This is a genomic window from Streptomyces sp. NBC_01363 (genome assembly GCF_026340595.1).
Classification (GTDB): Bacteria; Actinomycetota; Actinomycetes; order Streptomycetales; family Streptomycetaceae; genus Streptomyces.
This window is the reverse complement of sequence record NZ_JAPEPF010000001.1, coordinates 2288789-2302260: the sequence shown is the minus strand read 5'-3', so window position 1 is coordinate 2302260 and position 13472 is coordinate 2288789. Positions and strand designations below refer to the sequence as shown.

14 protein-coding genes are annotated in these 13472 nt (G+C 69.3%); 8 read left to right on the top strand and 6 right to left on the bottom strand.

The window, feature by feature from the left end:
- The 3 genes from OG611_RS10790 to OG611_RS10780 all read left to right on the top strand — a co-directional run bounded on the left by OG611_RS10790 (nucleotide 1) and on the right by OG611_RS10780 (nucleotide 2278).
- The gene (locus tag OG611_RS10790) at nucleotides 1-723 is read left to right on the top strand and encodes a GPP34 family phosphoprotein (protein WP_266418091.1); all 723 of its coding nucleotides are present in this window, start codon (nucleotides 1-3) and stop codon (nucleotides 721-723) included.
- 247 nt (nucleotides 724-970) lie between these two features.
- Nucleotides 971-1840 (top strand): helix-turn-helix transcriptional regulator, encoded by an 870-nt coding sequence (locus tag OG611_RS10785; protein ID WP_266418089.1) that lies wholly within the window; start codon nucleotides 971-973, stop codon nucleotides 1838-1840.
- A gap of 231 nt (nucleotides 1841-2071) precedes the next feature.
- Entirely contained in the window at nucleotides 2072-2278 is a 207-nt protein-coding gene (locus OG611_RS10780; protein ID WP_266418087.1) for a DUF397 domain-containing protein, read from the top strand.
- A 142-nt stretch (nucleotides 2279-2420) separates the two neighbouring features.
- On the opposite strand, the gene OG611_RS10775 is transcribed toward OG611_RS10780, so the two are convergent.
- A complete protein-coding gene (locus OG611_RS10775; RefSeq protein WP_266418085.1) occupies nucleotides 2421-3260 on the bottom strand; it encodes a hypothetical protein in 840 nt (279 codons plus the stop codon).
- An 80-nt stretch (nucleotides 3261-3340) separates the two neighbouring features.
- Here OG611_RS10775 and OG611_RS10770 point away from each other — a divergent pair, with 80 nt between their 5' ends.
- Both OG611_RS10770 and OG611_RS10765 read left to right on the top strand, forming a co-directional pair.
- Nucleotides 3341-4123, top strand: coding sequence for an SDR family oxidoreductase (locus tag OG611_RS10770; RefSeq protein WP_266418083.1), 783 nt, complete (start codon nucleotides 3341-3343; stop codon nucleotides 4121-4123).
- 363 nt (nucleotides 4124-4486) lie between these two features.
- Nucleotides 4487-6058 carry a sodium:solute symporter family protein gene (locus tag OG611_RS10765; RefSeq protein WP_266418082.1) on the top strand — a complete coding sequence of 524 codons (1572 nt, stop codon included), beginning with the start codon at nucleotides 4487-4489 and terminating at the stop codon, nucleotides 6056-6058.
- 29 nt (nucleotides 6059-6087) lie between these two features.
- On the opposite strand, the gene OG611_RS10760 is transcribed toward OG611_RS10765, so the two are convergent.
- The gene (locus OG611_RS10760) at nucleotides 6088-7203 is read right to left on the bottom strand and encodes an ADP-ribosylglycohydrolase family protein (protein WP_266418080.1); all 1116 of its coding nucleotides are present in this window, start codon (nucleotides 7201-7203) and stop codon (nucleotides 6088-6090) included.
- Between the two features lie 327 nt (nucleotides 7204-7530).
- Between OG611_RS10760 and OG611_RS10755 the strand changes: the two genes are divergently transcribed.
- Nucleotides 7531-8175 carry a dihydrofolate reductase family protein gene (locus OG611_RS10755; RefSeq protein ID WP_266418078.1) on the top strand — a complete coding sequence of 215 codons (645 nt, stop codon included), beginning with the start codon at nucleotides 7531-7533 and terminating at the stop codon, nucleotides 8173-8175.
- A gap of 61 nt (nucleotides 8176-8236) precedes the next feature.
- Here the strand turns inward: OG611_RS10755 and OG611_RS10750 are convergent, their stop codons facing one another.
- The 4 genes from OG611_RS10750 to OG611_RS10735 form a co-directional block, all read right to left on the bottom strand.
- The gene (locus tag OG611_RS10750; RefSeq protein WP_266418076.1) at nucleotides 8237-10819 is read right to left on the bottom strand and encodes a bifunctional FO biosynthesis protein CofGH; all 2583 of its coding nucleotides are present in this window, start codon (nucleotides 10817-10819) and stop codon (nucleotides 8237-8239) included.
- Nucleotides 10820-10926: 107 nt separating this feature from the next.
- Nucleotides 10927-11295: a helix-turn-helix domain-containing protein gene (locus OG611_RS10745; protein ID WP_266418074.1), complete on the bottom strand. Its 369-nt coding sequence runs from the start codon at nucleotides 11293-11295 to the stop codon at nucleotides 10927-10929.
- A gap of 2 nt (nucleotides 11296-11297) precedes the next feature.
- Nucleotides 11298-11666 carry a type II toxin-antitoxin system RelE/ParE family toxin gene (locus OG611_RS10740; RefSeq protein ID WP_266418072.1) on the bottom strand — a complete coding sequence of 123 codons (369 nt, stop codon included), beginning with the start codon at nucleotides 11664-11666 and terminating at the stop codon, nucleotides 11298-11300.
- Between the two features lie 101 nt (nucleotides 11667-11767).
- Nucleotides 11768-12187: an ATP-binding protein gene (locus OG611_RS10735; protein ID WP_266418070.1), complete on the bottom strand. Its 420-nt coding sequence runs from the start codon at nucleotides 12185-12187 to the stop codon at nucleotides 11768-11770.
- 134 nt (nucleotides 12188-12321) lie between these two features.
- Here OG611_RS10735 and OG611_RS10730 point away from each other — a divergent pair, with 134 nt between their 5' ends.
- On the top strand, nucleotides 12322-13188 hold the full coding sequence (locus OG611_RS10730) for a helix-turn-helix transcriptional regulator (RefSeq protein WP_266425737.1): 867 nt from the start codon (nucleotides 12322-12324) through the stop codon (nucleotides 13186-13188).
- Nucleotides 13185-13430: a DUF397 domain-containing protein gene (locus OG611_RS10725; RefSeq protein ID WP_266418068.1), complete on the top strand. Its 246-nt coding sequence runs from the start codon at nucleotides 13185-13187 to the stop codon at nucleotides 13428-13430. Before OG611_RS10730 ends, OG611_RS10725 begins: the two co-directional genes overlap by 4 nt.
- Nucleotides 13431-13472 lie beyond the last annotated feature (42 nt).

The following is a 13472-nucleotide window of genomic DNA, read 5'->3' as shown; positions in this document are numbered from 1 at the left end:
ATGGGCAGGAGCCGCAGAACAATTCCGGAGGAGCTTCTGCTGCTCGCTCTGGACCCGACCACGGGTACCACAGCGCAGCCGCAGTCGCTCGACCTCGGCCTCGCCGGAGCTCAGCTAGTGGAGCTGGCTCTGGCAGGACGGATAGCCCCTGACGGGGATCGTATCGCCGTGGTGATGCCACGGCCGACAGGAGATCCGACTCTGGACTCCGCACTGGAACTGCTGCGGCGACGCGGCAGCCCGGTTCGGGCGGTCCACTGGATTGGCGGGCCCCGGCTGGGGCTGCGCCAGATCTACCTCGCTCACCTGGAGCGGTGCGGCATGGTGCATGCCGTGGCGGGCCAGATGTGCGGAGTGCTGCCGACGACTCGCTACCAGGCGACGGACACGGCAATCAGCCGGGACATCAGAGCCAGGCTGGACAGTGCGATCCGCACCGGCGTACCGCCGGACCCGCGGACCGCGGCGCTCGCCGCGCTGGCCCACGCGGTCGGACTCGGCAAGCACCTGTATCCCGGGAACGAGGGGCGTTCATCACGCTCCCGGCTCCGGGACCTGATCAGGCACGACCCCATGGGCGGACTCGTGGCGCATGCCGTGATGGACGTCCAGAACGGGGCGGTCGCACAGCCGCGTCGCAATCAGGCGGCCGGAGTTCCATTGCAACCGCAACTGCAGTCGCAGTCTCGCCGCGGCAGCATGGCGCACACCGCGGCCCACTAGGCGCACCACGCCCCGGGGCCGTACGCACCGCCGCACCGCCGCGCAACTGCACGGCAGCACCAACCGAATACCGCCGCACCGTCGTCCCCAAGACCCGGTTCGGGAGCCGCACCAAGCGCGGGGCAGCCGAGAACATCGGTTGCCCCGCGCACATGCGTGTGGCCATTTCCCAGCGCGACCGGGGGAAGTGGTGGCAATCTGCTGAGCAGTAGATACGCACAGCTACATAGCCGGAGGTGCCGTTTCCGTGCCGTCCAACGTCAATCCCACCGTCAGGCGACGCCGGTTGGGCCAGGAATTGCGCCGACTGCGCGAACTCAAAGGCATGACGGCCGAGGAGGTGGCGGAGCGGCTGCTGGTCTCGCAGTCGAAGATCAGCCGCCTGGAGAACGGCCGCCGCTCCATCAGCCAGCGCGATGTCCGCGATCTCTGCGGGGTGTACCAGGTCGAGGACCACCGGATCGTCGACTCACTCATGCAGATGGCCAAGGACTCCCGCCAGCAGGGCTGGTGGCACGCCTTCGGCGACATCCCGTACAGCGTCTACATCGGCCTGGAGACCGACGCCGAATCGCTGCGGGTGTACGAACCCCAGGTGGTCCCCGGCCTGTTGCAGACCCGGAGTTACGCCGAGGCGCTGATCAACGGAGCGCTGCCGGAGGCCCCGCCGTCCGACATCGACAAGCGCGTCAGCGTCCGGGCCCGCCGCCAGGACCGGATCACCGACCCCGAGCATCCGCTGCGGCTGTGGGCGGTCATCGACGAGTCCGCGCTGCGCCGGCTGGTCGGCGGCAAGCACGTGATGATCGAACAGCTGGAGCAACTGGTCGAGCTGTCCCAGCTGCCGCACGTGACCGTGCAGGTGCTGCCGTTCGAAATGGGCGCGCACCCCGGCATCAACGGGCAGTACGCCATTCTCGAATTCCCGGACGCCGCCGACTCCAGCGTCGTCTATATCGAAGGCGTCACCAGCGATCTCTATCTGGAGAAAGCCCACGATGTGCAGCGGTACAGCGTCATGTACGAGCACCTGCGGGCACAGGCGCTGAATGTGGAACAGACTCGGCACTTCATCACCGAGATCGTGAAGGATTACACCCGGCTCAGCACTGACTGAGCACCGGTGCGGGGCGGCCCGCAAAGTCCGGATTGCGGAAAATGAAGTGATGTTACGGGAAGGGCGGCGGTAAGGTACACCGCCGCCCGCCCCGAGTGGAAGATCTCCCTGGTATATACCACTCGGTCGAGTGAACGGCCCCTTCGCTCAGGAGGCTTGGCGAGTAGCGTCGATCACACCAACCGGAACACTGTTGGTGTCATTTACACGACTCTTTGAACCGGAGTGAACATGGCCATTCGTCAGGGTGCTACGGACAAGTGGACGAAGTCCTCGTATTCCGGGGGCAACGGCGCCTGCGTCGAAGTCAAGTCCCCTCTCACGCAGGCAATCGACGTACGCGACTCGAAGGCCCCCGAGGGCCCTTCGATCTCGTTCGTCCCGGCTGCTTGGAACGCATTCGTGCGCGATGTCGGCAAGGATGCCGTCAACGCCTGATCAATGATTTTCCCGTGCGCATCGCGGTGCCGGTTCCGGTGCCGTCGTCAGCCCTCTCGACTGGTCCGCCGTCCTGGCCGAGGGGGCTCGACGCCCGACCCGCCGGGCAACCGCGCAACGGGCGGCCGGGTGACCGGAATGCTCAGCGCAGCTGATCGACATACAGATCGGTGCCCGGCACCGTCGGGATGAACGGCGCCACCAACTCCACCCTCCCCAGGCCGGATTCCTCGACCGCCGCGTCGAGCCCGGTGAAGTGCTCGGCCCAGCACTCCCTCGGGTCCTCCTGGAGGAACCAGAGCAGGGTCAGCCGGGTGTCGACGCCCTCGACCTGTTTCACATAGCTCATCCGGTCACCGGGCAGCGGCGTGGGACGGAAGACGGTCACCATCGCCGCCGGGGAGCCGGCCAGCCGCTTCGGCAGATGCCGTGAGCGCAGCCACTCCAGCAACTCGGCCCGCCTCCCGGCCCCTTCGACATCGATCACTTCGAGGACCAGCCCCCGGTAGGGGTGGTCGAGGGCATGGAAGTCCCGGGGCCCCGCGGCACCATCCCGGTAGACCGTCGCCTCGTGGTCCTGGAACGCGGTGAACACATGGGTACGGCCCTGGTGGACCCGGCCGTCCCGGTTGAGCCTCCGGTTGATGCCGACGGTCCACCTCATGTGGTCGTCGTAGCGCCCGTCCGTCACCCAGTACGTCGACAGGTAGCAGCCGGCCGTGACGGGCCGCGCGACGGCGGACGCCTCCGGGTAGCGCAACTCCTGGAGCTCCCGAGTGGCCACCCAGCGCCGCCCGGCGAACATCCAGGGCATCGCCATCGCGCCCGCGTAGTAGTGGTCGTCCTCGTACCAGCGGTTGTACGCGTACTCATGGCCCGGGTGCGGTTCGACCATGGTGATCAGCGCATGGCCGGGATGGACGCCGTACGGCCCCAGCGCGGCCAGTTCGGCGTAGGTGTCGCTCCGCGTCTCGTCGCTCATGCCGTTCCCCTTCCGTACTCCGCAGCGGCGTCCTACTCTGACGCCCCGTCAGAAGAACTGCCAGAGCCGGGAGGCCACCGATGTTGCTCGCGGGGAAGACCGTCATCGTGTCCGGGGTGGGCGCCGGGCTCGGGCACCAGGTCGCGGCGGCGGTCGTGCGGGACGGCGGCGACGCGGTGCTCGGGGCGCGTACCGCCGCGAATCTCGCCAGGACGGCCGCGGAGATCGACCCGGACGGCCGGCACACGGCCCGGCTGGCCACCGACATCACCGACGAGGCGCAGTGCGAGGCGCTCGCCGCGCTGGCCCTGGAGCGGTTCGGGCGGATCGACGCGGTGGTCCATGTCGCCGCCTGGGACAGCTGCTTCGGCGGGATCGAGGATGCCGACTTCGCCACCTGGCAGTCGGTGATCGACGTCAATCTGCTCGGCACGCTGCGGATGACCCGCGCCTGCCTGCCCGGCCTCAAGGAGCGCGGCGGTTCGGTGGTGATCATCGGCACGCAGTCCTCGCTGGCCGCGCCGTCCCAGGTCCGGCAGGCGGCGTACGCGGCCTCGAAGGGGGCGCTCACCTCGGCGATGTACTCCATGGCCCAGGAGCTGGGCCCGCACCGGATCAGGGTGAACACGGTGCTGCCGGGCTGGATGTGGGGGCCGCCGGTGCAGGCGTACGTACAGTTCACGGCGCACAGCGAGGGGGTGCCCGAGGCCGAGGTGCTGGGCAGGCTCACCGAACGCATGGCGCTCCCGGAGCCGGCCACCGACGGCGATGTCGCCGAGGCCGCCGCGTTCCTGGCCTCGGACCGGGCGCGGGCGATCACCGGGCAGTCGCTCCTGGTCAACGCGGGCGAGCTGATGCGCTAGGCCCGCCTCCTGCGATAGAGCCCCCTCTCCGCCGCACGGGACCCGCATCCCGTGCGGTTTTCTGTGCTCTGCGGCGTACTTCGACGTCCTTCGGAGTTTCCCCGGTCTCTGCACGGCCTGACGAAGTGCCCGCCCATCGTGTGTCCGCCGTCACGTCGGCGACAACGACCGCGTAAGTCAAGAGCGAGCAAAATCGTTCGACTTACTGATCTGTGTTCACATCCCTGACCGCGAAAACCTTGACCCCGGTACCGGACAGGCGGTTCAATCCCCGATGTCCCCGCTCCCGCACGGGGCCCCGCTGAACGGCCGTACTGACGAAGCGCGCTCCCCGTTCACAAGGCGGACCCCAGGAGGGGGCACATGAACAGTCTCGACTGGGTCGTGCTCATCGGCTACTTCGGCGTGATGATCGCGATCGGGATCTGGTCCCACAAGCGCGTGGACAACGTCAGTGACTTCTTCACCGCGGGCGGCAGGATGCCGTGGTGGCTCTCCGGCATCTCGCACCACATGTCCGGCTACAGCGCGGTGATGTTCACCGGGTACGCGGGCATCGCGTACCAGTACGGCGTCACCTCCTTCGTCACCTGGTCGCTGCCGATCGCCATCGGCATCGGCATCGGCGCCCAGCTCTTCGCTCCCCGGCTCAACCGGCTGCGCTCGCGGCTGCATGTCGCCTCGCCGCTCGAATACCTGAAGAACCGCTACAACATCCCGACGCAGCAGGCGCTCGCCTGGTCCGGGCTGCTGCTGAAGATCGTGGACGTCGGCGCCAAGTGGGCGGCCATCGCCACTCTGCTGTCCGTCTTCACGGGCATCTCGATCACCCAGGGCATCTTCATCACCGGCTGCATCACCGCCGTCTACTGCACGGTCGGCGGGCTGTGGGCGGACGCGCTCACGGAACTGGGGCAGTTCGTCATCCAGCTCTTCGCCGGTGTCGCGATGCTCGTCACCGCCATGAGCAAGCTCGACGGTGTCAGCACCCTGTGGACGGTCTGGGACAAGCTGCCCGAGGGTCATACGAACCCGACGGCCGGTCCGTACACCGTGACCTTCCTGCTGGCGTACCTCTTCATCAAGACCTTCGAGTACAACGGCGGCATGTGGAACCAGGCGCAGCGCTACATGGCCACGGATTCCGCCGCCGCCGCGAAGCGCTCGGCCCGGCTCTCCGCCGTGCTCTGGCTGGTCTGGCCCACGGTCCTGTTCTTCCCGATGTGGTGCGCCCCGCTGCTGGTCCACGCGCAGAAGCCGGACGCCTCGGACAGCTACGCCCTGATGACCGAACAGCTGCTGCCGCACGGCCTGCTGGGCCTGGTCGTCGTCGGCTTCTTCTCGCACACGATGGCCATGTGCTCCTCGGACGCCAACGCCATCTCGGCCGTCTTCACCCGGGACATCGCCCCGGTCCTCTCCAAGTCGGCGCGCAACTGGGGCAGTCGGGCCGGGCTGCTGGCGGCACGGCTGTCCACGCTCGGCTTCCTCGGCCTGTCGATGGCGCTCGCCACCCAGATCAACTCACCGACGTTCAAGGACATCATCTCCGTCGTCATCAAGTGGGTCGCCGGCCTGATGGGTCCGATCGCGATTCCGTTCATGCTCGGTCTGCTGCGCAGGTTCCGCAGGTCGGGTCCGACGGCGGCGCTCGTCAGCTGGGCGGCGGGGCTGCTGGCGTTCTACTTCACCAATTACGACTTCGACGGTTCGGTGAAGACGAACGTCGCGCTCCAGTACCAGGTGGCCCTGCCGCTGGCGATCTCGCTGGTCCTCTACATCGTGATCGGCTTCGTCAGGCCCGAGGACACCCCGGAGCGCGACGCGATCATCGAGCAGATCAACTCCGACGGTGACGGCACGGCGGCCGGGGCGGCGGTGCCGGCTCAGGCCGGTCCGGGGGACGCCGCGGTCACGGAGGGCGCGAAGGACTGACGCCCGCCGCTCCGCGGGGCGGGGGTGGGTCAGGCGCGCGGGTAGCGGGCCAGCCAGCCCGGTGCGGCGGCCGACGGGCTGTGCAGGGCCGGCCCCTGCGTCATCTCCATCGCGAAGTCGTCCGCGAGCTCCAACAGCGTTGCCCTGCCCTCCAGTTCGGCGAGCCAGGCGGGCGGCAGCGCGGTCTCGCCGTGCAGCGCGCCGAGCAGCGCCCCGCACAGGGACCCGGTGGCCGCGGAGGGCCCGCCGTGGTTGACGGCCAGCCGCAGCCCGTGCCGGATGTCCTCGCCGACCAGCGCGCAGTACACGGCGACGGCGAGGACTTCCTCCGCGGTGTCCGTGGCCCCCAGCGACTCGATCAGGGCGGGTCCCGGAATGCCCTGGCGCACGGTACCGAGGGCCTGCTTCAGCGCCTCGGTGACCGGTTCGTGCCCCGGACGCTCGGCGAGCAGGTCCAGCGCGTGCTGGACGGAGCCGTCCAGGGTCTCGCCGCGGGCCAGTCCGTGCACCATCACGGCGAGGGCGCCCGCGGAGAGCAGGGCGGTGGGGTGGCCGTGGGTCTGGGCGGCGCACTCGACGGCGAGCTGGAGGACGAGCTGGGGCTCCCAGCCGACGAGCAGCCCGAACGGTACGGACCGGGTGAGGGCCGCCGAGTCCCGCGCCTGGGGATTCTTGGGCTTGTCGAGGGTGCCCATGGTGGTGTCGCCGAGCCCGGTCAGGCATTCCCGGGTGGGCCCGCGGCGGGCGTACAGCCACTCCTGCCGGGCGAGCCAGCCGTCGTCCTCGCGGCGTTCGTCGGGCCCCCAGTCGTGCTGGGTGGCAGCCCACCGCAGATGGGCCCGGTGCACATCGGTGGGCGGGTGCCAGGCCCCGGTGTCGCGACGGACCTGGGCGCGTATCAGCCCGTCGACGGTGAACAGGGTGAGCTGGGTGACGGCGGTGACGGTGCCGCGTCCGCCGTGCACGGGCACCAGATCGGTAGCGGCGTCGGCACCGTGGGCCGCCCGGATCTCTTCGAGCGTGAGCTCGTCGACCCCCGCCCCGAGCGTGTCCCCGATGGCCCCGCCCAGCAGCGCGCCGCGTACCCGGCTGCGGAAGTCCTGCTGCTCGGCACGGCCCCACACAGCCGTGGTCCCTGTGCTCACCGCACCCCTCCCCCGTCGGCCCGAGATCCGGCCCGCCTGCGACTGCGCAGCACTGTAATCGAACGGAGACGGTCGGTAGAGCGCACGAATCGGGTACGAGCCGGTATGTGAACGGACGTCCCGCAGGTCGTTTATGACCGGACGAAGATGCCTCGGGTGACATGACACACCCTCTCGCGACTCGCCCGGGATGCTCGGCTTCCACTGAGCCGCGATGTACCCGCCCCGCGCCGGAGTCGGTCGGGCGCCGATATCGCCACGTCCGCACCGATGATTTTTCCCGGCGTGGGGAGTCCCACTGTTACCGACACGCACAGGAGGAGACACATGACTCAGCTGCTGAGAGTCCAGAACTTCAACGTTTCGAGCGACGGCTTCGGCGCCGGCGAGAACCAGAGCCTGGAGCGGCCGTTCGGCGACGCCGATCCCGGGGCGATGTTCTCCTGGGCCGGCGCCACGGCGAGCTGGCCCATGCGTACCGACCCCGGTGGCAGCCGCGGCCTGGACGATTACCTCACGCGGGACTTCGCCCGCAACATCGGCGCCGAGATCATGGGCCGCAACAAGTTCGGTCCCCAGCGCGGTCCCTGGCAGGACCACGACTGGCGCGGCTGGTGGGGCGACGAGCCCCCGTTCCACACCCCGGTGTTCGTGATGACCCACCACACGCGTCCTTCGTTCACGCTCTCCGACACCACGTTCCACTTCGTCGACGACGACCCGGCCACGGTCCTCGAACGGGCCCGGGAAGCGGCGCAGGGCAAGGACGTCCGACTCGGCGGCGGAGCCACCATCATCCGCGAGTTCCTCGACGCCGACCTGGTCGACACCATGCATGTGGCGGTCTCGCAGGTGAAGCTCGGATCCGGGTCGCGGCTCTGGGAATCACCGGACGAGTTGCTCGACCGGTTCCACCGGGATGTCGTGCCCAGCCCGAGCGGCGTGACGCACCAACTGTTCTGGCGGAAGTGACGCGGGGGAAACCACTGTGGACGGCGCCGTACGATCGCTCCGGCGTACGGCGCCGCAGACCTCAGTCCGGCAGCACGGGAAGCAGCTCCGGCAGGTGTCCGTCGGACGCCGCCGCCGCCGACACCCGCTCCTGGGGGACCTCCCCGTACAGCGTCGCACGCGGCTTCGCCGGACGGCCCGCGAGTTCCGCAATGGCGACCAGGTCCTGGACGGAGCGGTACGAGCCGTAACCGGAGCCCGCCATCCGGGAGATGGTCTCCTCCATCAGGGTGCCGCCCAGGTCGTTGGCGCCCGAGCGGAGCATCTCGGCCGCGCCCTCCGTGCCGAGCTTGACCCAGCTGGTCTGGATGTTGGTGATGTGCGGGTGCAGCAGCAGCCGGGCCATGGCGGTGACGGCCCGGTTGTCGCGGTCGGTCGGGCCGGGGCGGGCGATGCCCGCGAGGTAGACGGGCGCGTTGGTGTGGATGAACGGCAGCGTCACGAACTCCGTGAAGCCGCCGGTCTCCTGCTGGAGGCCGGCCAGGGTCCGCAGGTGGCCGAGCCAGTGGCGGGGCTGGTCGACATGCCCGTACATCATCGTGGACGAGGAGCGCAGGCCCACCTCGTGGGCGGTCCTGATGACCTCCAGCCAGGTCGCGGTCGGCAGCTTGCCCTTGGTGAGGACCCAGCGGACCTCGTCGTCCAGGATCTCGGCCGCCGTGCCGGGGATCGAGCCGAGCCCGGCCTCCTTCGCCGCGATCAGCCAGTCACGGATGGACATCCCGGTGCGGGTGGCGCCGTTGACGACCTCCATGGGCGAGAAGGCGTGCACATGCATGCCGGGGACGCGTTCGCGCACCGCCTTCGCGATGTCGAAGTACGCGGTGCCGGGCAGGTCCGGGTGGATGCCGCCCTGCATGCAGACCTCGACCGCACCGACGTCCCACGCCTGCGCGGCCCGGTCGGCGACCTGGTCCAGGGAGAGGGTGTACGCGTCGGCGTCGGTGCGCCGCTGGGCGAAGGCGCAGAACCGGCAGCCGGTGTAGCAGACGTTGGTGAAGTTGATGTTCCTGGTGACGATGTACGTGACGTCGTCGCCGACCACGTCGCGGCGCAGGGTGTCCGCGATCCGGCACAGCTCGTCGAGGGCCGGGCCGTCCGCGTGGAGCAGGACGAGCGCCTGCTCGTCGGTGAGCTTCGTCGGATCGTCGGCGGCCTGGCTCAGCGCCTGGCGCACATCGCCGTCGATCCGGGACGGCACCATGCCGGGGGCGGCGGCCTCGCGCAGCGCCTCCCAGTCCCCGTACACCTCGTCGAAGTCCTCGCGGCGGTCGCCGGTGCGGCCCTCGGTGTCGATGGTGCGGTGCAGGTCGGTGCGGCCGGTGGCGCCGAACTCCTGGTCGGGCTCCTGCCAGGGCAGCCCGACGGGGACGGCGTCTTCGCGGGCGAGCCCCGTCTCCGGGTCGGCGAGGGCGCGGACGTGCGGGAGGAGGCGGGGGTCGAGCCACGGCTCGCCGCGCCGGATGAACTCCGGGTAGATGGTGAGCCGCTCCCGGAGCGCGAAGCCCGACTCGGCGGTCTTCGCCGCGAGTTCGTCGATGTGCGGCCAGGGGCGCTCGGGGTTCACATGGTCCGGCGTGAGCGGCGAGACCCCGCCCCAGTCGTCGATCCCGGCGCCGACGATCAGCGCGTACTCGGCGTCGACGAGATTCGGCGGGGCCTGGATGCGGGCGGACGGGCCGAGGATGTGCCGGGCCACGGCGATGGCGGCGGCCAGCTCCTCCAGCTCGGCGTCGGGCATGCCGCGCATCGCGGTGTCCGGCTTGGCTCGGAAGTTCTGGACGATGACTTCCTGGATGCCGTGGTAGGCGCGGGCGGTCCTGCGCAGCTCGAAGAGGGAGTCGGCGCGCTCCTCGTACGACTCGCCGATGCCGATCAGGATGCCGGTGGTGAACGGGACGTTGGAGCGCCCCGCGTCCTCCAGCACCCGCAGCCGCACGGCCGGTTCCTTGTCCGGGGAGCCGTGGTGCGGGCCGCCGGGCTCGGACCACAGGCGGGTGGCCGTCGTCTCCAGCATCATGCCCATGGACGGCGCGACGGGCTTGAGCCGCTGAAGGTCGGTCCAGCTCAGCACGCCCGGGTTGAGGTGCGGGAGGAGCCCCGTCTCCTCCAGCACCCGGATCGCCATGGCGCGTACGTACGCGAGGGTGTCGTCGTACCCCTCGGCCTCCAGCCACTCCCGCGCCTCGGGCCACCGGTCCTCGGGCCGGTCGCCCAGCGTGAACAGCGCTTCCTTGCACCCCATGGCCGCGCCCTTGCGGGCGATGTCCAGCACCTCGTCGGGCGAGAGGAACATCCCGTGTCCCTCGCGCCGCAGCTTGCCGGGCACGGTGACGAAGGTGCAGTAGTGGCACTTGTCGCGGCAGAGCCGGGTCAGCGGGATGAAGACCTTGCGGGAGTACGTGATCACCCCCGGCCGCCCCGCGGCTTCGAGGCCGGCATCGCGCACCCGGGCGGCCGAAGCGGCGAGATCCGTCAGGTCGTCGCCCCGCGCCTGGAGCAGAACGGCGGCCTCGGCCACATCGAGAGCGACACCGTCACGGGCCCGCTTGAGGGCACGCCGCATGGAATTGGTGGTCGGACGTCCGCGCTGAGGATCGGTCATGAACCCGAGCATACGAGCGGGGCCCGCGCGCCGGACCAGGGCATCTGGCCCCGGGGCTTCGACGCCTCGGGCCGGACCGAGCCGTATGCGTACCGGGGAAAGCTGCATCAGGCGGCCGACGAATGTCCGCCCGCTCCGATCCCACCAGGGTCGCCGTGTTCGTGCGCGGTGAAGGAGAACGCCGAGGTGTCGCCGTCCAGATCAATGGTGAGCGAAGCATCCAAGGCCTTGGCCAGGCGCGTCAGGAGGGCCAGGGTCGGAATGGAGTCGCCGCCCTCGATGTTGGAGATCTGCGGCTGCGTCATCCCTGCGCGACGGGCCAGCTCGGTCTGCGACAGCCCGATTTCGGTCCGCCGGTCGTAGACAGCTTGCCCCAGCGCGAAGGCGTACCCGGCCTCGATGTAGGCGGACGACTCCTCGGCTGTCTCCCCCAGAAGCTTTCTGGTCTGCCGTGTCTTCCACTGGGAGTGATCCACGACTATGCCTCCTCGCTCCGGTCGTATGTGTGCGCGGCTGCACCATGATCTGCCTCGCACACCTTCTGGGCCGGCTGAGCACGCTCGACCTCAGCAGTCTCACGCTGTTTGGTCTTCCGGAACACCGTCAGCAGCACGATTCGCCTCTCAGGGGCGAGCCAGTAGGTGATGCGCACCGCGCTGCCGTCCATGCTGAAGCGCAACTCACGCACCTTGCCACCAAGGTGCCTGGAATAGGGCTCGCCCAGAGTTGTGGGCTTCGTCGCGAGCATGTCAGCTGCCCGTTCAGCCTTGTCGTACTGAGCATCAGCGAGCAGCGCCAGCCACTGCCGAACCTCGGGCTCGATCTCGATTCGCCAAGGTAATTCCACGGCAACAACTATACAGAAATTTATATAGTCCGGGATTCGAGCCGATTCCTCGCCACGTCGGTGTGGCGCGGCACGGAGGAGTTCGCTCTGCCGGTCGACGCTCACGGCGCCGTGGCCAGTTCTGCCCACACCGTCTTGCCCACGTCCCGGTCCTTCACGCCCCACGAGGTCGCCAGCGCCCCGACCAGGTGCAGGCCGAACCCCGATTCCGCGCCGGGGCAGAAGGGCCTCACCTCCGGCTCCCGTTCCCCTCTCGCATCCGACACCTCGATACGGAGCGTGCCCGCGAGAACGACGAGCCGGAGCTCGAAGTCCCGCCCCGGCACCAGCCCGTGCAGCACCGCATTGGCCGCCAGCTCGGACACGATCACGGCGGCGTCCTCGGAGAGCTCGCTCCCGTACGGCACGCCCCACGTGTCGAGTTGGTGCACAGCAAGCCGGCGGGCGAGCCGGGCGCCCCGACGGGTGGCGCTGAAGCGTTGGGCGAACTCGGCGCCCGCAAGGGTGATTTCGGCGTTCATGTGACTCAGCGTGTCCGGTTGCTCGTACGCTGACCAGGAATGACACCACGACGCCGAGTAGCCGTACGGGCACGCCCGGTCGGCTGTACGGGGCGTCGGCCGTGACCGGGCGGACAGAGAGCGGTGCGGGGCAGATGGCGAACGCGGAACGCGAAGAAAGGCCGGAGCGGCCGGCCGAATCGGATGGAACGGCGCACCTCTTCAAAGCACTGGGCAAACAGATCAAGGTGCTGCGCGAACGCGCGGGCCTGAGCCAGAAGGACCTGGGTCTCGCGGCCCACTGCGGGGAAGACCTGATCTCGGCGATGGAGCGGGGCGTACGTACGCCGCAGCCGGAGTTCCTGATTCGCGTGGACCCACTCCTCGGCGGGTGCGGGGTGCTGTGTGCCGCCGTCGACGAGGTACGGGAGGCGCTGGCGCGGGCGCGGACCCGTCATCCGGACTGGTTTCGGAACTACGCGCGGGTGGAGGCGGAGGCGCTTGCGCTGCACGACTACAGCAACCAGGCGGTTCCGGGGCTGCTCCAGACCGAGGAGTACGCGCGCTCCATCTTCACTCAACGTCAGCCTTTCCTGGATGAGGAGACGATCGAGAAGCGAGTCGCCGACCGGCTGGACCGCCAGCGGATCTTCGAGCGCTGGCCAGCGCCGACGATGACATACGTGCTGGAGGAGGTTGTTCTGCAACGCCCGATCGGCGGGAGAGCGGCCCATGGCCGCCAGTTGCGGCAGCTGCTGCGCATTGGACAGATGCGCACGGTGACTCTCCAGGTCATGCCGACCAACCGCGAGGAGCACCCCAGCCTGGACGTCTCGTTCATCATGCTCACCCCCAAGGGGCGCCAGCAGGTCGCGTACACGGAGGCGTACGGTCATCCACGCTTGATCACCGACCCGGACGAGGTCCGCGTGTTCAGCGAACGCTATGGGATCATCCGGTCGCAGGCTCTCACCCCGAGGGAGTCCCTGATGCTGATCGAGAAGATGCTGGGAGAGCTATGAACACCGAGCAACTGCACTGGTTCAAGAGCAGCTACAGCAGCGGCGAGGGCGGCGCCTGCATCGAGGTCGCCTACGACTGGCGCAAGAGCAGCTACAGCACCGGCGAGGGGGGCAACTGCGTCGAGGTCGCGACCTGCCCCACCACCATCCACATCCGCGACTCCAAGGACACCCAGGGCCCCCACCTCGGCGTAGCCCCCGCCACCTGGTCCGCCTTCGTCACGTACGCCCGTCAGGGCTGATCGCACCAGGTCAGCCCCCGTTCGCCCGGTCCCGCACCGGAT